The following is an 18940-nucleotide window of genomic DNA, read 5'->3' on the forward strand; positions in this document are numbered from 1 at the left end:
GATTAGGCGGCGGCCGAAGAGCGCAAGGCCGCCGCCGCAGACCGTACGGCCGCCGCCGTCTACTTGCTCATCGGGCGGATGGAACTCTTGATCCTGTCGATCACGGCCTGCGTGATCTGGTCGGGCACGCCCTGCCGGGCCCACAGCACCCACACCACGGGCGTCGGCTTGGCCTGCGCCGGGTCGAGCCAGGCCACGGTGTAGGCGATGCCGTCCGAGGCGCACTTCTCGGTCTTGGGCACCGAGGTCATGGTGGCCTGCGCCTGCCAGCCGGTGATGCCGTAGGCATTGTGGAAGGCCTTGCTGTTCAGCGGCTTGGAGACGGTGCCCTTGCCCTTCTCCTGGAAGGCCCACTTCGCCCAGGCCCTGGCCTCGTTCTCGGCGGCGGCCTGGAGGCTCGACGCCCCGGCGCCGCCCTTGGTGCCGGAGCCGGCGTCGGCGACGTCGTTGTCGCCGACCTTGCAGGCGGTCTCCTTGTAGTACGCGGGCGCGCCGACGGCGACCTGCACCTTGCCGGAGTCGTCGGCGAAGCCGACGGTCATGCTCTCGCTGCCCACCGTCCAGTCCGGCGGCACGTCGAAGACCGAGTTGCGCTCCTGGCGCTTGACCGCCTGCCAGCCGGGGACGACCGGCGAGACGTCGGTCGAGCCCTGCGGGCCGCGCGGGTCGTCGCCGCCGGTGGCCCCCGGTTCCTGGGTGCCGGTCGCGGTCGGCGTGGGATCGGCCGTCGGGGACGCGGGCGAGGTGGCCGTGGCGGGCGGGGTGGTGGTGTCCTGCGCGTCGGTCTTCTTGTCGCCGCCGGAGACCAGGACCACCGTGACCGCGGCGGCGGCTGTCACCGCGAGGGCCGCGCCGATGGCGACCCAGACGGTCGTCTTGCCGCGGCCGCCGGGCGGGCGGGCGCCGTCGGGACCGCCGGGCACCGGGGGACCCCAGTTCTGCGGGGCGGGGTAGCCGGTGGGCGGCCGGCCGGACGCCTGGTAGCCAGGCTGACCGTACGGTGCGGGCTGACCGTACGGCGACGGCTGCCCGTAGCCCTGCGCGGGGGGGCCGGGCGGCTGGGCCGGCGGCTGCTGCCCGGGTTGGGGATAGCCGTAGCCGGGCTGCTGATATCCGGGCTGTTGATAACCGGGCTGGGCGTACGGATTGGGCGGCTGCCCGTAAGGTCCCTGCGGTTGCTGAGGCGTATTGCCCGATGGATTCTGCTGTGCCCCGGACTGTCCCCCGGGCTGCTGCTCTCCTGGCCACATGGCTGGAAACACTAGGGGAGCGGTGCGGCAGGTTCCATGCCGGACCGTCCTACTGACTGGTAACATGCGGGCATGTCCGAGACTCTGCCCTCGATCGGCGAACTCCTGACGGCCACCGTGCCGATGGTCCGCACCCTGCGTCTGGAATACCTGGAGACCACGGCGGAGCGTGCGGTGCTCGCGCTGCCCGACGACCCCGATTACCACAACCATGTCGCGGGGCCGCACGCCGGCGCGATGTTCACCCTCGCCGAGTCCGCCAGCGGCGCCGTCGTGCTCGCCGCCTTCGGCGACCAGCTCGGCAGGGCCGTGCCCCTGCCGGTGCGCGCGGAGATCGGCTGGACCAAGCTGGCCAAGGGCGGCCTCACCGCCACCGCCGTGCTGGGCCGCCCGGCCGCCGAGGTCGTCGCGGAGCTGGACGCGGGCATCCGGCCGGAATTCCCCGTCGAGGTGTCCGTGCGGCGCGCGGACGGCGCCGAGACCTCGCACATGACGATCGTCTGGACACTGCGCCCCAACAGCTGAAGGACCGCCGCGGCCGGGCCGCCCGGCGGCCACGACGGGCCGGAATGCATTGTCCGGCCCGTCGGTTAGTCTTCCTGGGTGGTGCGCCGTGTGCGCGCCACCAGACCGCTGTTGTGGGGAGGGACCGGCTGTGCACGTCCAGGACTGGCTCAACGACATCCCACCGGTCGCCGTGTACCTGATAGTGGGTCTGGTGATCGGCCTGGAGAGCCTGGGCATCCCGCTGCCCGGCGAGATCGTGCTCATGACGGCCGCCCTGATGTCCTCGCAGGGGCACGCCAACCCCTGGCTGGTCGCGGTGTGCGCGATCGTCGGCGCCGTCGGCGGCGACTCCATCGGCTATGCCATCGGCCGCAAGGGCGGCAAGCCGCTGCTGGACAAGCTCGGCAGACGCTTCCCCTCGCACTTCTCACCCGGCCACGTGGCCACCGCCGAGCGCTCCTTCCAGCGCTGGGGCATGTGGGCGGTCTTCTTCGGCCGCTTCGTCGCCCTGCTGCGGATCTTCGCCGGGCCGCTGGCCGGCGTGCTGAAGATGCCCTACGGCCGGTTCCTGACCGCCAACGCGCTCGGCGGCATCGTCTGGGCCGGCGGAATAACCGCCGTCATCTACTACGTCGGCCAGGTCGCGGAGCCCTGGCTCAAGCGGTTCGGCTACGTCGGACTCGGCATCGCGGTGGTCTTCGGCATCGGCTCCCTGGTGCTCGTCAAGCGCCGCGCGGCCAAGATGCAGGCCGAGATGGAAGAAGCCCCGGCGGAGGACGTCGAAGTGGCGGTCGCGCAGGGCGAGTGACCTGGCCCACAACCGCCGCCGTCAGCCCCGCCTACCGCCGACCCGCCGCATCGGTCACGCCTCCACGCCGGTCCGCCGCTGTCCTCCGGCACCGTATACGGTGACTGTGTGCCCAGGAATGAGAACGTGTTCCTCTCGACGGCCGCCGCTGTGACCGCGGCCGCGAGCTCCGCCACGGCCTGGCGGCGGCGGTCGGCCTCGCGTCTGGTGCACCGGGCCCGGCGCTGGGCGCAGAACGCGGGCGCGGTCACCGCGGAGCGCCCCGGGCTGCTGCACTTCGGCCGGATCGGCCCCGGCACCCGGCTCGCCCACCCGCTGGGCACCGTCTTCGGTGAGCGCTGGATCCACCTCGGCGACTACTGCATCATCGGCGAGCAGGTCACCCTCACCGTCGGCCTGATGCCCACCGACGCCCTGCCGGACGACGACCCCGGCACCGGCTTCGGCCCGGACCCGGTGCTGCGGCTCGGTGACGGCGTCGTGCTCGGCCGCGGCAGCCATGTGGTGGCGCTCGCCCCGATCGTGCTCGGCGAGAAGGTCTACTGCGGCCCGTACGTCTATCTGACCAGCATCAACCACTCCTACGACGACATCGCCCGGCCGATCGGCGAGCAGTGGCCGCGCACCGCGCCGGTCGAGATCGGCGCGGGCAGCTGGCTCGGGGCGGGCTGCGTGGTCCTGCCCGGCGCCCGCCTCGGCAGGAACGTGGTGGTCGCGGCCGGCGCCGTCGTGCGTGGTGACGTCCCGGACTTCGCGGTGGTCGCGGGCGCGCCGGCCAGGATCGTACGCCGCTGGGACGAGGACACGTCGGACTGGCAGCCGCCGCTGCGCACCCCGGCGCCCATCCCCTTCCCGGCCGAGGCCTCTCCCGAACAGCTGCTGGACACCGGGGAGTTCGAACAGCAGGCCTGACGGCTGGTACGAGACGGGCCGCCCGGTTTGTTAGATTCGGCGCATGCGCGCCCCGATCGGACACTTCGACGACGCCCTGCCCGCCACCGAGCGCCGGGACCTGCTGCCGCCACCCGTGGCCGCGGCGGTCACCGCCGAGATGATCCACGTGGACACCGACCCGGCGAAGGCCGACACCGCTGTCTTCGTGGAGGCCTACGGCGAGGACCTGCTGCGGCACTCCGCGAACTGCGTGGTCGTGGCCGGCAAGCGCGGACAGGACACCACCCTCGCCGCCTGCGTGGTGCTGTCCACCACCCGCGTCGACGTCAACGGCGCGGTGCGCCGCCACCTCGGCGCCCGCAAGGCGTCCTTCGCCTCGATGGACGCGGCCGTCGGCGGCACCGGCATGGAATACGGCGGCATCACCCCGGTCGGCCTGCCCGCGGACTGGCCGCTGCTCGTGGACCCGGCGGTGGTGGACACCCCGTGGGTGCTGGTCGGCAGCGGCGCCCGCCGCGGCAAACTCATCATGCCCGGCAAGGCGCTGGCCGCACTGCCGGGCGTGGTCGTGCTCGAAGGCCTCGGGATCTGAGCGGGGTCCCGCCGCCGGGTCAGCCCAGCCGGGGGATCTCGATCGCGGGGCAGCGGTCCATCACCATGTCCAGGCCCGCGTCCCGTGTGCGCTCGTACGCCGCCTCGTCGACCACGCCGAGCTGGAACCACACCGCCTTCGCACCCGCCGCGACCGCCTCGTCGGCGACCGCGCCCGCGAGGTGGGAGTTGACGAAGACGTCCACCACGTCCACCGGGAAGGGGATGTCGGCGAGCGAGGCGTAGCCCTGCTCGCCGTGCACCGCCTCCGCCTTCGGGTGGACCGGCACGACCCGTTTGCCGAACCGCTGGAGCACCGCGGCGACGCCGTACGCCGCCCGCGAGGTGTTGTTGGACAGGCCGACCACCGCCCAGGTGTCGCCCGTGTGGAGCAGGATCTTCCGCACTGCCGCCGCGTCGCCGTACACGCCGTCCTCCGCACTCTCGTCCTGCCACGCCTTTTCTGAGCAAACCGGCGGACGGCCGCCGCCATTCCCCCAGCCCTTAGGGTGGAACGATGGTCGACCGGTATCTGGCGGTGGCGCGCGCGGGCGTCCACGAGAGCGAGATCAAGCGCTCCCGCTTCCTGTGCACCCTCGCCCCTGCCGCCGACGAGGCGGCCGCGCAGGCCGTCATCCGCGACGTACGCCGGGCGCACCCCGCGGCGACGCACAACTGCTTCGCGTACGTCATCGGCCCCGACGGGCGGCTGCACCGGGCGAGCGACGACGGCGAGCCGGGCGGCACCGCGGGCACCCCGATGCTCCAGGTGCTGCTCGGCCGGGAGGTGCGCGACACCGTCGCCGTCGTCACCCGCTACTACGGCGGCGTCCAGCTCGGCGCGGGCGGCCTGGCCCGCGCCTACGGCGGGGCGGTGTCGGCCGCGCTGGACGAGATCGGCACCGTGGAGAGGCGCCGCCTCACCCTGCTGACCGTCACCGTCGACCACGCGCGGGCCGGGCGGCTGGAGAACGACCTGCGTTCGGCGGGCCACGTCCTGCGCGATGTCGGCTACGGCGCCCGGGTGACCCTCGCCCTCGGTGTGCCGGAGGGCGAGGTCGCCGCCTTCAGGTCCTGGCTGGCCGACGTGACCTCGGGGGCCGCGGCCTGCGAGACCGGCGGCAGCGCCTACGTGGACGCGTGAGCGCCACGGGGCCCCGCCGTCACCAGCGCGGCGACTTCCGCTCGTACGCCGGGTCGATCCGCCGCATGTAGCCGGTGTCGTCCCGCTCGCGCAGCCCGCAGCGGACGTAGCTCTCGTGCAGCCGGCCCAGCGCGTCGCGGTCCAGCTCCACGCCGAGGCCCGGCGCGGTCGGCACCCGCACCGCGCCGCCGGTGAACTCCAGCGCGCCGGGCACCACGACCTCCTCGGACTTCCACGGCCAGTGGGTGTCGCAGGCGTAGGTCAGGTTCGGGGTGGCGGCGGCCAGATGCGTCATCGCGGCCAGGCTGACACCCAGATGGGAGTTGGAGTGCATGGAAAGGCCCAGGTCGAACGTCCGGCAGATGCCGGCGAGCAGCAGTGAGCGCTGCAGGCCGCCCCAGTAGTGGTGGTCGGACAGCACGACCTGCACCGATTCGCGCGCCACCGCGGAGGACAGCTCGTCGAAGGCGACCACGCACATGTTGGTCGCCAGCGGCATCGGCGCCCGGCGGGCCACCTCCGCCATGGCCTGCTGGCCGGGTGTCGGGTCCTCCAGGTACTCCAGGACGCCGTCCAGCTCGCCGGCGACCTTGACCGAGGTCTCCACCGTCCAGGCCGCGTTGGGGTCCAGCCGCAGCGGCACCCCGGGGAAGGCCTTGTGCAGCGCCCGTATCGCCTCGACCTCCTCCTCGGGCGGCATCACGCCGCCTTTGAGCTTGATCGCGCCGAAGCCGTACTCCTCGGTCATCCGCCGCGCCTGCGCCACGATCGCGTCCGGGTCGAGCGCCTCGCCCCACTCGTCGGGCTCGGCGCCGGGGTGGCCGGCCCACTTGTAGAACAGATACGCGCTGAAGGGCACACTGTCGCGCACCGCGCCGCCGAGCAGGTCGCTGACCGGCAGCCCGGCGGCCTTGCCCTGGATGTCCAGGCAGGCGACCTCGAAGGGGGCGAAGACCCGGTCGGCGGTGCTGCTGCCGGTGATCATCCCGGTCAGGCCGTGGCCGTCGGCGCCGGTGTCGCCGTTCAGCGCCTCGGAGATCCTGCGGTGCATCCCGCCGAGGGTGTGCACGTCCATGCCGGTGACGATCTCGACGGCCGCCCGCAGCCGCCGCAGGTGCCCCTCGTCGGCGTAGGTCTCGCCGAGGCCGGCGATGCCCTGGTCGGTGTGGACCTCGACGATCGCCCGCAGCGCGTACGGCTCGTGGACGCCGACCGCGTTGAGCAGCGCCGGGTCGCGGAAGGCGACCGGGGTGATGTCGGCCCCGGTGATACGGATGCCGCCGCTCATCGGTCGGCCTCCGCGGCGCAGATCGCCCGGCCCGCCGCGACGATCCTGGCCAGCTCCGCCAGATCCGCCGGTGTCGGGTCGGTCAGGGGCGGCCGTACGCCGCCGACGTCCAGGCCGCCCTGCCGCACCGCCGCCTTGACCAGGGCGATCGCGTAGCCCGGTGTGCGCTCCCGCAGCGCGATCAGCGGGTGGAAGAATCCGGCGAGCAGCCGCTGCACGGCCTTGTCGTCGCCGGTCGCCACCGCCTTGTGGAAGGCCAGCGAGATGTCCGGGGCGAAGCAGAAGACCGCGGAGGAGTAGAGCTCCACGCCGATGCCGCGGTAGGCGGGCACGGTCCCCTCGGCGGTGGGCATGCCGTTGAAGAACTGGAAGTCCTTGCCGCTCGCCGCCGTCTCGGCGCGGACCGCGGTCACGATCCGTGACAGCAGGTCGAGGTCGCCGAGGCCGTCCTTGAAGCCGACCACCCGCGGCAGCCGCGCCACTTCGAGGGCCGACGCCACGTCGAAGCGGGCGCCGTCGCGCTGGTAGACGATCACCGGCAGCCCGGTGGCCCCGGCCACCCGCGTCACGTACGCCACCAGGCCGGCCGGCGGGCCCTGCACCAGATACGGCGGCATGAGCAGCAGCCCGTCGGCCCCGGCGTCCGCGGCGGCCTTCGCGAACTGCCGGGCGAGCGGCAGCGGTCCGCCGGCCCCGGCGAAGACCGGCACCAGGCCGCCGGCGGCGGCGACCGCTGTGCGCACCACGCCGGCGTACTCCCGCGGCTCCAGCGCGTGGAATTCGCCGGTCCCGCACGCGACGAAGACACCGCCGGCCCCGGCGGCGACTCCCTGCCGTACGTGTTCCGAAAGAATCGGAAGATCAACCGAATCTTCTGCGGTGAACGGGGTCACCGGGAAGAAGAGCACGCCGTCGAGCACGGAAGCCTCACATGTCCATGTACATGAACGCACATCATGAATGCGAATACCCCTGGACTGTAGGGCGCACCCGCTAACCGGTCAATGGCCAGGCGGGATCGGCGCCGCCATCCGCCCGCGGGGCCGGAGGCGGCGTCGCGGACCGAATGCGGCCGCGAGCGGCGGGACATCGGAGCGACGGTCGTCCAAAGGGCCGTCGAATCCGGTGATTCGCGCGGAATGCGCGTCGAGTTGGCGGCAAGGGGGAGCGGCAATTTTCGATACCTCCGACGAAAGGTTCGACACCGCCGATATGCCGGGCCCCGGCCCGGCAGGACACCGCCACCGCCTACAATCCGGATCACCGCGGACATCGGGAGCGCCGGGGAGCGGCACCGGGGAACGTCGGGGAAACGGCATCGAGGAACGGCGAGGACGAGCGTGCACGTCGGGGCGGCCGAGTGAGACTGCTGCACACGTCGGACTGGCACCTGGGCCGGTCCTTCCACCGGGTGAGCCTGCTCGACGCCCAGCGCGCCTTCCTCGACCACCTGGTCACGACCGTCCGCGACCAGGACGTCGACGCCGTCCTGGTCGCAGGCGACATCTACGACCGGGCCGTACCGCCGCTGGCCGCCGTCGAGCTGTACGACAGCGCGCTGCACGCCCTCGCCGATCTCGGCGTGCCCACCGTGATGATCTCCGGCAACCACGACTCGGCCCGCCGGCTCGGCGTCGGCGCCGGCCTGATGGACCGGGCCGGCATCCACCTGCGCACCGCCCCGGCCGGCTGCGACCGGCCCGTCGTCCTGCACGACACGCACGGCGACGTGGCCGTCTACGGGCTGCCGTACCTCGAACCCACCCTGGTCCGCGACGAGTTCGGCGCCGACCGGGCCGACCACAGCGCGGTCCTGGGCGCCGCGGCCGACCGGATCCGCGCCGACCTCGCGGCCCGGCCCGCGGGCACCCGCAGCGTCGTCCTCGCCCACGCCTTCGTCACCGGCGCCGCCCCCTGCGACAGCGAGCGCGACATCACCGCGGGCGGCGTCGCCTCCGTGCCCGCGGCGCTCTTCGACGGCATCGACTACACCGCGCTCGGCCATCTGCACGGCTGCCAGACCGTCACGGAGCGTATCCGCTACTCGGGCTCGCCGCTCGCCTACTCCTTCTCCGAGCAGCACCACCGCAAGAGCATGTGGCTGATCGACCTCGGAGCGGGCGGCGAGATCGCCGCCGAGCGCGTCGACACGCCCGTCCCGCGCCGGCTCGCCCGGCTGCGCGGACGGCTCGACGACCTGCTCGCCGACCCCGCGCACGAACCGCACACCGACGCCTGGGTCGAGGCCACCCTCACCGATCCCGTACGCCCCTACGAGCCGATGGCCGCGCTCGCGAAGCGCTTCCCGCACATCCTCAGCCTCGGCTTCGACCCCGAGGACCGCGGCGACGACCCCGCGGCCTCCTACGCCCGCCGGCTCGCCGGGCGCGCCGACCAGCAGATCGCCGAGGACTTCGTCGCCCACGTCCGCGGCAGCGAACCCGACCCGCACGAGCGGCTGGTACTGCGCGAGGCCTTCGACGCGGTGCGCGCCGCCGCGGTCACGGCGGAACGCGACTGATGCGGCTGCACCGGCTCCGGCTCACCGCCTTCGGCCCCTTCGCCGCCGAGCAGGACGTCGACTTCGACGCGCTGTCCGCCGCCGGCCTGTTCCTGCTGCACGGCCCCACCGGCGGCGGCAAGACCTCCGTCCTCGACGCGGTCTGCTTCGCCCTCTACGGCCAGGTGCCCGGCGCTCGGCCCGCGACCCGGCTGCGCAGCGACCACGCGGCACCCGGCACGGCGACCGAGGTGGTGCTCGAACTCACCCTCGCCGGGCGGCGCCTGGAGATCACCCGGCGGCCCGAGCAGCCGCGGGCCAAGAAGCGCGGCACCGGGGTGACCACCGAGAAGGCCGTCACCCTGCTGCGCGAGCGGCGCGACGGGCAGTGGCACGCCATGTCCAAGTCCCACCAGGAGATCGGCGAGGAGATCAGGCAGCTGGTCGGGATGAGCTGCGAGCAGTTCTGCCAGGTGGTGCTGCTGCCGCAGGGCGAGTTCGCCACCTTCCTGCGGGCCGGCGCCACCGAGCGCGCCGCGCTGCTCGGCCGGCTCTTCGACACCCGCCGCTTCAAATCGGTCGAGCACCGGCTGCGGGACCGCAAGCAGGAGGCCGCACAGCGACTCGTCGCGGGCGACCGGGAGATCGAGGGGCTCGCCGCCCGTATGCGCCAGGCCGCCGGCGACACCGGTACGGACGCGGCACCCGCACAGCCCGCGGAATTCCTGGCGTACGCCGCCGTGCTGCGCTGCACCGCCCGCGAGCAGTACGACATCGCCCGCACGGCTGTCGACCGGGCCGAGATGTCCCACGCGACCGCGGAAGCCGCCGCCGCACAGGCCCGCGAGCTGTACGCGCTCCAGCAGCGCCATGCCCAGGCCACCGCCCGCGCCGCCACCCTCGCCGCCGAGCGCCCCAGCCGCACCGCGGCCCGCACCACCTTGTCCCGCGCCCAACGCGCCACCACGGTCGACCCGGCCCTCACCCACCGCGACAAGGCAGCCACCCACCACGAGGACTCCCTGTCCCTGGAAGGCGAGGCCGCGGCGGCTCTGGCCGCAGCGGGCGAGCCTCTCCTGGACCTGCGGCCGTCCGACGCGGCCGGCGCCGCCATGCCGGTGTCCTGGCCGACCGGCGGGGTCACGACGGCGGGTTCCGTCCCTGCGCAGGCGGCAGGCGCCGCGGACGCGCGGGTCCGGCCGAGGTCGGCGGCCTCGGAGCGCGGCGGTTCGGCGGGCACGACGGGCGCGCTGGAGTCCGGCGCCGGGGCCGTACCTGCGCAGGCGGCAGGCAACGCGGGGGAGCGGCCGACTTCGGCCGACTCGCAGCGCAGGCCTTCAGCCGGTGCGGCGGACCCGCTGGAGCCCGGGGCCGTCATCGGGCGCTCCGCGCCCTCGCAGGCGGCCGTACCGGCGCAAGGGGCGGGCGCCGCGGTGTCGCGGTCCGAGGCGCAAGGGCAGGCTCGGGTCGAGGTGCTGGTCGGGCGGGCCGGGGAATTGCGGGAGGTGGTCGGGGGGCTCGTGGCCGCGGAGGAGGTCGAGGCGCGGGTGCGGGAGGTCGGGGCGCGCAGGGAGCTGCTGGAGCGCGAGGAGCGGGCCGACGACGAGGCCGTACGGGACGCGGGCGGCTGGCTGGGCGAATGGCCGCGGATGCGGGCCGGGTTGCAGGCGCGGCTCGACACCGCGCTGGAGGCCGCCGCACGTGCCGGTGAGCTGGCCGGCGAGTCGGAACGGGCTCGGGCGCGGCGGGACGCGGCCGTCCAACGGGACGCCCTGGTGCAGGAGTTGGCGCAGGCGGAGCAGACCTCCAGGGACGCGCGGGACCGGGCGGGGGACGCGCGCGAGGCGTGGCAGGACCTCAGGGAGAGCCGGATCTCCGGTATCGCGGCCGAGTTGGCCGCCGAGCTGGCCGACGGCGAGCCCTGCCGGGTGTGCGGTTCCGCCGCGCACCCGGCGCCCGCCCGCCCCGCAGAGGACCGCGTCACCCGCGCCGACGAGGACGCCGCCTACGCCGACTTCCAGCGCCGGTCCGCCGACCACGACGCGGCGCGCGAGGCGGTCACCCGGCTGCGTACCGGACTTGACGCGGCCACCGCCACCGCGGGCGACACCCCTCGGGACGAACTGGCCGCCGCCCACCGCGTGGCGGAGGCGGCACACGCCGAAGCCGCACGCGCGGCGGCGACCGTACCCGAGGCCAGGGCCGCGCTGGCACGCGCCGAGGAGGAGCGCGACCGGCGCACCGCACAGCAGCAGGACGCGCTCCACCGCACTGCCGCCCGCACCTCGCGCCGCGAGGAACTCGACCAGCAGTACGAGCAGTTGAGCGGCGAACTGACCAGGGCGCGGGACGGCCACCCCAGCGTCGCCGCCCGCAGGCACCGGCTGACCGCCGCCATCGCGCTGCTGGACCGCGCGGCCCACGTGGTCAGGGAGCGCATCGACAGCGAACAGCGCCTCGCCGAGGCCGAGTCGGCGCTCGCCGCGGCCGCCGCCCGCGCCGGCTTCGACTCGGCGGAGGAGGCCGCGGCCGCCCTGCTGCCGCCGCCCCGGCTGTGGGAGGCCGAACGCCAGGTGGCGGCCTGGGACAAGGAGGAGGCCGCGGCCGAGGCCGACCTCGCGGCGCCGCAGCCCGCGGCGGCCGCGGCGCTGCCCGCCGCGGACCCGGCCGCCGCACAGGCCGCGCTGGACGCCGCCAACCAGCGGCTGCGCCAGGCGTCCGCCGCCGAGTCCGCCGCCGCCACCCGCCGCGCCGAACTCGACCGGCTGGGCGGCGAGGCGACCGCCGCCGTACGCGAACTCGCCCCGGCCCGCGCCGCGTACGACCGGATCGCCCGGCTGTCCGATCTGGCCTCGGCCACCTCCGCCGAGAACCAGTACCGCATGGAGCTGGAGACCTACGTCCTGGCCGCCCGCCTCGAAGAGGTCGCCGCGGCGGCCGGGTTGCGGTTGCAGCGCATGTCGGGCGGCCGCTACACCCTCGTCCACAGCGACGCCCGCGGCGGCGGCAGGACCAAGTCGGGCCTCGGCCTGATGGTGGTCGACGCCTGGACCGGCACCGAGCGGGACACCTCCACGCTGTCCGGCGGCGAGACCTTCTTCGCCTCGCTCGCGCTCGCCCTGGGCCTCGCCGACGTCGTCACCGACGAGGCGGGCGGCATGCGCCTGGACACCCTCTTCATCGACGAGGGCTTCGGCAGCCTCGACGAGCAGACCCTCGACGAGGTCCTCGACGTCCTCGACGGGCTGCGCGAACGCGACCGCGCGGTCGGCATCGTGAGCCACGTGGGCGACCTGCGGGACCGCATCCCCGCCCAACTCCACATCACCAAGGGCCGGGACGGCTCCGCCGTGCGGCAGCGCACCGGCTGAGCGCCGCAGCAGCGAAGGCACCTCAAGGAACGAGCACCTCACAGCACCAGCGGACGGCGCTCCAGCGGCGAGGAGTAGACGATGCTGGTGGTGACCGCGCCGAGCCCGGAGATCCGGCCGGTCGTCTCCTCCAGATGCCGCATCGAGCGCGCGGCGACCTTCATCACGAAGCAGTCGTCCCCGGTGACGTGATGCGCTTCGAGCACCTCGGGCGTGCTCGCCAACAGGTCGTGGAAGGGCTTGTAGTTGCCGGTCGGATAGCGCAGCCGCACCATCGCCAGGATCGGCAGCCCGATGCGCTCGTGGTCGATCACTGCCGAATAGCCGGTGATCACCCCCGCCTCCTCCAGCCGCCGCACCCGCTCGGTGACGGCGCTCGGCGACATCGCGACCGTACGCGCCAGCTCGGCGAAACTGGCGCGGCCGTCCCTCTGCAGGGCTTCCAGCAGCCGCCAGTCGGTGGCGTCCAGGGAATAAGCGGTCATCCTCGATGGATACCAGGGGAAAGCCCGGCGGATCAAGCCGGAGCCCGGGGAATCCCACTTCCCGGCCGCATCCGGCGACCATAGATTCTCAGCCATGACCACACACCACCCCGCACCCGCCGTGACCAGCGCGAACCCCGTCCTGCGGGTGCCGCCGGCCGCCCCCGCCGACGCAGCCGCCTACTTCACGGCGAGCCTCGCCTTCCACACCGACGTCTCCGACGTCGCCGCCGCCCTCGAAGCGGCGGAAGGCGGCGGCGACCCCGGGTTCGTCCTGGTCGACACCCGCAGCACGGAGGCATGGGACCAGGGCCGCATCCCCGGCGCCGTCCACCTGCCCACCGCCCGGATCCCGCAGCTCGCCGGCGTCTTCCTCGACCACGCCGTCCCCGTCGTCGTCCACTGCTGGGGCCCCGGCTGCAACGGCGCCACGCGCGCGGCCGCCGCACTGGCCGGGCTCGGCTACCAGGTCAAGGAGATGCTCGGCGGGATCGAATACTGGATCCGCGAGGGCTTCGGCTACCGGACGGCCGAAGGTCCGGCCCGCCGCGACCCCGACGCCCTGACCGCGCCGCTCGCCGCCGACGCGTGCGGCTGCTGACGGCGGGCGTACGCGGACGCCCCCCGGGCCGGACCGCGCGCGGCGCGGCCCGGGGGGCCGATCGCGCTGCGGGTCAGGCCGACAGCCGCCGCAGCTCGTACGCCCACAATTCGCCGCGGTCGGCGACCCGTTGGAAGCCGATGCGGGTCAGCACCGCCTGGGACGCGGCATTCCCGGGCTCCGTCGTGGCCCGCACGAGGTCCACCTCGGGCTGGCCCAGGGCCCATTGGCACAGCGCGCGCGCCGCGTCGGTGGCCCACCCGGCGCCGCGGCCCGAGGCGGACAGGTCGTAGCCGATCTCGACCGTGCCGCCGTCCGGCGGCCCGTGGAAGCCGGCGCCGCCGAGCGCCGTGCCGTCGACGGTGCGCTGGATCGCGAAGACCCCCCAGCCGGGCCGGTAGAGGCCCGCTGTGGCCGCCGCGACCGTCATCGAGGCCGCACCGATCGTGCCCTCGCCCGGTACCCCGTCGATCCAGGTCAGCCCGGCCGGTTTGCCGTCGGCCAACTGCGCCGCGTCCTGCGGCAACTGCTCGCGCAGCGTCAGCCTGCCCTGGGTCAGGACCAGCCGGCCGCCGTCGAGGGAAGCGTGCAGGGTCATCTGGCTGTACCGCCTTGTCGGGGGAGTTCAGGTGGGGGACGGGTGGCGCCGCGCCCGGGCGGGGCGCGGCGCGGGCGTGACCCGGGCTACAGCGCGGAAATCTCGTCGACCAGGTCGTCCAGGCCGAGCGAGCCGAGCGACAGCGCCGCCATGTGCCACGCCTTCGCGTCGAAGGCGTCGCCGTGCGCGGCGCGCGCCGCCTCCCGGCCCACCAGCCAGGCCCTCTCGCCGAGCTTGTAGCCGATCGCCTGGGCGGGAATGCCCAGGTAGCGGATGATCTCGCTCTCGATGAACGCGGGCTGCCTGCCGCTGTGCCGGCCGAAGAACTCCTGCGCCAGCTCCGGCGTCCAGGTCTCACCCGGGTGGAAGGGCGACTCCGCGGGGATCTCCAGGCCGACGTGCATGCCGATGTCGATGATCACCCGCACCGCGCGCATCATCTGCGCGTCCAGGTAGCCCAGCCGCCGCTCCGGGTCGGAGAGGAAGCCCAGCTCGTCCATCAGCCGCTCGGCATACAGCGCCCAGCCCTCGGCATTGGAGCTGACCAGGCCGACGCTGGCCTGGTAGCGGGAGAGGTCGCCCGCCACGTGCGCCCACTGGGCGAGCTGTAGGTGATGCCCGGGTACCCCCTCGTGATACCAGGTCGACACCAGGTCGAAGACCGGGAAGCGGGTGCGGCCCATCGTCGGCAGCCAGGTGCGGCCCGGCCGGGAGAAGTCCTCGGAGGGCGAGGTGTAATACGGCGCCGCCGCGCCACCGGGCGGCGCGATGCGCGCCTCGACCACCTTGACCCGGTCCGCCAGGTCGAAGTGCGTGCCGTCGAGCGCCTCGATCGCCTCGTCCATCAGGTCCTGCAACCAGGCCCGCACCTCCTCCACGCCCTCGATGGCCTGGCCGTGCTCGTCGAGGTGGGCCAGCACCTCCCAGGGGTCCTTCCCCGGCAGGATCTTCGCCGCCTCGCCGAGCATCTCCGCGTGCAGCCGGTGGTATTCCGACCAGCCGTACGCGTAGGCCTCGTCCAGGTCCAGGTCGGTGCCGTTCCACATCCGCGACCAGGTCGCGTACCGCTCGCGGCCCACCGTCTCCGGAGCGCCCTCGGCCGCGGGGGCGTAGGTGTCGCGCAGCCAGTCGCGCAGTTCGAGATAGGCGGCGGTCGCCTCGGCGGCGGCCGCGTCCAGCTCGGCGCGCTGCTCCCGCGGTCCGTCCGCGACCAGGCTCGCGAACCAGCTGCCCGAGCCGTCCTCGCCCGCCCACTCGGCGAACTGCGTGAGCATCGTCGCGACCTGCCGCGGCCCGCCGTACAGCTTGCGCGCCAGGCCCTCGGCCAGCGAGGCACGGTAGCCGGCCAGCGCGCCCGGCACCGCCCGCAGCCGGGCGGCCAGGTCCGCGAAGTGCTCCGGGGTCTCGGTCGGCATCAGCGCGAAGACCTCGCGGATGTGGTGCGCGGGGGTGTTGATGTTGCTCACCGACCGCAGGTGCTCGTCCGCCGCGTGCACCGCCAGCTCGGCCGTCAGGCGCTCGCGCAGCAGCCGCGCGCAGCGCCGCTCGGCGTCGCTGTCGCCCCCGGGCACCGACTCGGACTCCGCGAGCCGGTCCAGGGTGGTACGGGCCAGCGCGGCGAGCGCGTCAGCGCCGGCCGGCGAGAAGTCGGGCAGCCGCCGGGCCGTACCGGGCACACCGAGGTAGGTGCCGAGCGTCGGGTCGAGAGCGACGAGGTCGTCGACGTAGGCGTCGGCGACCTGGCGGGGCAGGGAGGAAGCGGTGAGAGTGGACATGCGGCCATCCTCGTACGAGACCGGGCGCCGCGTCACCATCATTGTGACGTTCGCCCCTGACATCGGCGTGTCGCCGGACGGCCGGCGCTCGGCCCGTTCTCAGCCGGGCGGCAGCAGCGGGCCGCAGTCCCACTCCTGGAAGATCAGCCGGGTCTCCACCCGCGCCACCTCGGGCCGCGCGGTGAACTCGTCCACCACCAGCCGCTGGAGGTCGCCGGTCCCGGTCACCGCGACCTGCACCAGGAAGTCGTCGGGACCGGTCAGGTGGAACAGCGCGCGGGTCTCGGGCAGCCCGCGGATCCGCTCGACGAAAGGGTCGATGAGGTCCCTGCGGTGCGGCCGCACCTGAACCAGCAGCAGCGCCTCAAGGCCGCGCCCCAGCTTCGCCGGGTCGAGCCGCAGCCGCTGCCCCAGGATGACCCCGCTGCGGCGCAGCCTGGCCACCCGGTCGAGACACGTCGACGGCGCCACACCGACCGCCGCCGCCAGGTCGCGGTAGGTCGTCCGGGCGTCGTTCTGCAGCAGCCGGAGTATGTGCAGGTCGACCGGATCGAGTACGACGGAATCGGACATCGGCCGAACGTAGCACGGGGGTCGGCCTCCGTGGACCGGCGGCCGTTCAGGCTGGACGGCATGGAGACCACACAGCGCAGGGCGCTGGCCACAGAAGCGGTGCACGCAGGCCGCGACGACCTCGCGGCGCTCGGAGTGCACGCCGTGCCGCTCGACCTGTCCACCACCTACCCCTCCTACGACAGCAGGGACGAGGCCCGGCGCATCGACGCCTTCGCCGCCACCGGCGCCCGCCTCGACGGACCGCCGGTCTACGCCCGGGTCGACAATCCCACCACCGCCCGCTTCGAGACCGCCCTCGCCCGCCTGGAGGGCACGCAGACCGCGGTCGCCTTCGCCAGCGGCATGGCCGCGCTCACCGCCTGCCTGCTCGCCAGGTCGGCCCTCGGGCTGCGGCATGTCGTCGCGGTACGCCCGCTGTACGGCTCAAGCGACCACCTGCTCAGCAGCGGCCTGCTGGGCACGGAGGTGACCTGGACCGACCCCGCCGGCATCGCTGAGGCGATCCGCCCCGACACCGGCCTGGTGGTCGTCGAGACCCCGGCCAACCCGACGCTCGCGGAGGTCGACCTGCGGGCGGTCGCCCACGAATGCGGCTCGGTGCCGCTGCTGGCCGACAACACCTTCGCCACCCCGGTGCTCCAGCGCCCCGCCGAATCCGGCGCCCGCATCGTGCTGCACAGCGCCACGAAGTATCTCGGCGGCCACGGTGACGTCCTCGGCGGCGCCGTGGCCTGCGACGAGGAATTCGCCGGCGCCCTGCGCCAAGTCCGGTTCGCCACCGGCGCGGTGCTGCACCCGCTGGCCGGATACCTCCTGCTGCGCGGCCTGTCCACGCTGCCGATACGTATGCGCGCCGCGTCCGCGACCGCGGCGACGCTGGCCGCCAGGCTGGCCGCCGACCCCCGCGTGAGCGCGGTGCACTACCCGCGGATCGGCGGCGCGATGGTGTCCTTCGAGGTACGCGGCGACCCGCACGAGGTGATCGCCGGGGTCCGGCTGATCACCCCGGCCGTCAGCCTCGGCAGCGTCGACACGCTGATCCAGCACCCCGCCTCGATCAGCCACCGCGTGGTCCCGGCCCCCGACCGCGCCAGCGCCGGCGTCTCCGACCGCCTCCTCCGCCTCTCGGTAGGCCTCGAAGACCCCGACGACCTCTGGCACGACCTCTCCACCGCCCTCCCCGCCGCGGTCAGCGGCGGGCAGCAGTCCACGGAAGCGCGGCCGTCGACGGCAAGGTCGCGGTGACGACGAGGGTGCCGTCCTCGACCTGGTAGTCGAGCGGGAGCCCCAGCTCCCGCATCGTCGCCACCATCCCCGTATTGGTCGACCGGGTCACCGCGTAGACGCTCTCGCGCCCCGCCTCCGCCGCCAGCTCCACCAGCTTGCGCAGCAGTACCCCTCCGATGCCGCGACGCTGCCACCCGTCCTCGACCAGCAGCGCGACCTCGTTCTCGTCGCCGTCCCACAGCAGGTGGCCCAGGGCCACCAGGCGGCCGGATGCGGTCTCGACGGCCAGCGACCGGCCGAAACGCGGGCTGAGCAGGTGGGCGAGGTAGCGGTCGGCGTCCTCGGCGGGGCCGTGGTAGCGCAGCGCCAGCGTGTCGGGGGAGCAGCGGTCGTGCATCGCCAGCGCGGCCGTACGGTCCTCGGGACCGGCCCGGCGCACCGTCAGCTCGTTGCCTTCCGGCAGTGTCACGGCGTGGCGGCTGCCGGGCACCCGTACGCCGAGCCTGGCGTCCAGCTCCACCAGGGCGCGGGCCCTGGCGAATTCGGTCGGGGTGAAGGGCAGGTGGTCGCGCTGCACGGTGATCGTGCCGCCCGACGGGTCGGCCAGCCGCATGACGGTGTCCTCCAGGGTGTCCTGCACCGGCTCCCCGCCGGCTGCTGCCGGGGTGGACCTGATGGTGCAACGCCCGAACAACTGCCGCAGTGCCAGCGGAAGTTCCGCCGCGTCCAGGGCGGTGCGGGTGGCGAGGGTCAGCATCCGGGTCGGGGTGTCGACCAGGTCGTGCGCGTCGGCGCGCTCCAGCCAGGTGTCGGTGCCGCCCGCGTCGGCGACGGTCAGCACCAGTGCCGCGGCCGGCAGCGCCGCCGGCGCCCGCAGCAGGAACTCGTCGACGGTGCCCTCGGCCAGCGGGTGGGTCTGCAGCGTGACGATGTCGACGCGGCTGCCGGCCAGCGCCGTGCACACCGCCCCGAGGCTGCCCGGGGTGTCCCGCACGGTGGTGCGCAGCCGCCACAGCGTCGGCTCCGCGTCTTCCGGCCGACCGGTGTCCTCGGCGGGCACCCCCGGTGCGGCGGCGGCCGCGGCGCGGTGGCCGGAACGCCGGCTCCACCACACGTGCGCGGCGGCCGCGGCGAGCAGCGCCGCCGCCGACGTCATGAGCAGCAGACCGCCGTCCGGGCCGTGGTTCACCAGGTCGGCGATGAGGTCGGCCGTGGCCATCGCGGCGAAGAGCGCGGCCACTTCGGCGAGGTCGCGGCCCCAGTGACGGCGCCGGGTTGCGGCCCGAACAGGAGGCGCGGGAGTCGTATGAGGCATACGCCTACAA

At 74.3% G+C, this 18940-nt stretch carries 18 protein-coding genes; 9 read left to right on the plus strand and 9 right to left on the minus strand.

Annotation, left to right across the window (positions count from 1 at the left end):
• Positions 1–59: 59 nt before the first annotated feature.
• A complete protein-coding gene (locus OG900_37600; protein ID WUH95317.1) occupies positions 60–923 on the minus strand; it encodes a hypothetical protein in 864 nt (287 codons plus the stop codon).
• Positions 924–1322: 399 nt separating this feature from the next.
• On the opposite strand from OG900_37600, the gene OG900_37605 reads away from it, so the two are divergent.
• The 4 genes from OG900_37605 (at position 1323) to OG900_37620 (ending at position 4051) form a co-directional block, all read left to right on the plus strand.
• Positions 1323–1775 (plus strand): DUF4442 domain-containing protein, encoded by a 453-nt coding sequence (locus tag OG900_37605; protein ID WUH95318.1) that lies wholly within the window; start codon positions 1323–1325, stop codon positions 1773–1775.
• A gap of 130 nt (positions 1776–1905) precedes the next feature.
• On the plus strand, positions 1906–2565 hold the full coding sequence (locus OG900_37610; protein WUH95319.1) for a DedA family protein: 660 nt from the start codon (positions 1906–1908) through the stop codon (positions 2563–2565).
• A gap of 150 nt (positions 2566–2715) precedes the next feature.
• Positions 2716–3477 (plus strand): acyltransferase, encoded by a 762-nt coding sequence (locus OG900_37615; protein ID WUH96069.1) that lies wholly within the window; start codon positions 2716–2718, stop codon positions 3475–3477.
• Between the two features lie 43 nt (positions 3478–3520).
• Complete coding sequence (locus OG900_37620) at positions 3521–4051, plus strand: YbaK/EbsC family protein (GenBank protein ID WUH95320.1); 531 nt, start codon at positions 3521–3523, stop codon at positions 4049–4051.
• Between the two features lie 19 nt (positions 4052–4070).
• On the opposite strand, the gene OG900_37625 is transcribed toward OG900_37620, so the two are convergent.
• A complete protein-coding gene (locus OG900_37625; GenBank protein WUH95321.1) occupies positions 4071–4478 on the minus strand; it encodes a CoA-binding protein in 408 nt (135 codons plus the stop codon).
• An 89-nt stretch (positions 4479–4567) separates the two neighbouring features.
• Between OG900_37625 and OG900_37630 the strand changes: the two genes are divergently transcribed.
• Positions 4568–5194 (plus strand): YigZ family protein, encoded by a 627-nt coding sequence (locus OG900_37630; GenBank protein ID WUH95322.1) that lies wholly within the window; start codon positions 4568–4570, stop codon positions 5192–5194.
• 19 nt (positions 5195–5213) lie between these two features.
• On the opposite strand, the gene OG900_37635 is transcribed toward OG900_37630, so the two are convergent.
• Both OG900_37635 and OG900_37640 read right to left on the minus strand, forming a co-directional pair.
• Complete coding sequence (locus OG900_37635) at positions 5214–6482, minus strand: glucarate dehydratase family protein (protein WUH95323.1); 1269 nt, start codon at positions 6480–6482, stop codon at positions 5214–5216.
• Positions 6479–7402 carry a 5-dehydro-4-deoxyglucarate dehydratase gene (locus OG900_37640; protein WUH95324.1) on the minus strand — a complete coding sequence of 308 codons (924 nt, stop codon included), beginning with the start codon at positions 7400–7402 and terminating at the stop codon, positions 6479–6481. The genes OG900_37635 and OG900_37640 overlap by 4 nt, the downstream gene beginning before the upstream one ends.
• A 440-nt stretch (positions 7403–7842) precedes the next feature.
• Here OG900_37640 and OG900_37645 point away from each other — a divergent pair, with 440 nt between their 5' ends.
• Positions 7843–9003, plus strand: coding sequence for an exonuclease SbcCD subunit D (locus tag OG900_37645; GenBank protein WUH95325.1), 1161 nt, complete (start codon positions 7843–7845; stop codon positions 9001–9003).
• Positions 9003–12353, plus strand: coding sequence for an AAA family ATPase (locus OG900_37650; GenBank protein WUH95326.1), 3351 nt, complete (start codon positions 9003–9005; stop codon positions 12351–12353). Before OG900_37645 ends, OG900_37650 begins: the two co-directional genes overlap by 1 nt.
• 38 nt (positions 12354–12391) lie before the next feature.
• Here OG900_37650 and OG900_37655 read toward each other — a convergent pair whose 3' ends face one another.
• On the minus strand, positions 12392–12838 hold the full coding sequence (locus OG900_37655) for an Lrp/AsnC family transcriptional regulator (GenBank protein WUH95327.1): 447 nt from the start codon (positions 12836–12838) through the stop codon (positions 12392–12394).
• Between the two features lie 94 nt (positions 12839–12932).
• Between OG900_37655 and OG900_37660 the strand changes: the two genes are divergently transcribed.
• Complete coding sequence (locus OG900_37660) at positions 12933–13439, plus strand: rhodanese-like domain-containing protein (protein WUH95328.1); 507 nt, start codon at positions 12933–12935, stop codon at positions 13437–13439.
• 73 nt (positions 13440–13512) lie between these two features.
• On the opposite strand, the gene OG900_37665 is transcribed toward OG900_37660, so the two are convergent.
• The 3 genes from OG900_37665 to OG900_37675 form a co-directional block, all read right to left on the minus strand.
• Positions 13513–14037, minus strand: coding sequence for a GNAT family N-acetyltransferase (locus OG900_37665; protein ID WUH95329.1), 525 nt, complete (start codon positions 14035–14037; stop codon positions 13513–13515).
• A gap of 86 nt (positions 14038–14123) precedes the next feature.
• Entirely contained in the window at positions 14124–15812 is a 1689-nt protein-coding gene (locus OG900_37670; protein WUH95330.1) for a DUF885 domain-containing protein, read from the minus strand.
• 99 nt (positions 15813–15911) lie between these two features.
• Positions 15912–16385 (minus strand): Lrp/AsnC family transcriptional regulator, encoded by a 474-nt coding sequence (locus tag OG900_37675; protein ID WUH95331.1) that lies wholly within the window; start codon positions 16383–16385, stop codon positions 15912–15914.
• A gap of 60 nt (positions 16386–16445) precedes the next feature.
• On the opposite strand from OG900_37675, the gene OG900_37680 reads away from it, so the two are divergent.
• Complete coding sequence (locus OG900_37680; protein ID WUH95332.1) at positions 16446–17633, plus strand: PLP-dependent transferase; 1188 nt, start codon at positions 16446–16448, stop codon at positions 17631–17633.
• Here the strand turns inward: OG900_37680 and OG900_37685 are convergent.
• Positions 17578–18930, minus strand: coding sequence for a GNAT family N-acetyltransferase (locus OG900_37685; protein WUH95333.1), 1353 nt, complete (start codon positions 18928–18930; stop codon positions 17578–17580). The two genes, OG900_37680 and OG900_37685, sit on opposite strands and share 56 nt — an antisense overlap.
• Between the last annotated feature and the right edge of the window lie 10 nt (positions 18931–18940).

Origin of the sequence: Streptomyces sp. NBC_00433, assembly GCA_036015235.1 — a bacterium.
GTDB lineage: Bacteria > Actinomycetota > Actinomycetes > Streptomycetales > Streptomycetaceae > Actinacidiphila.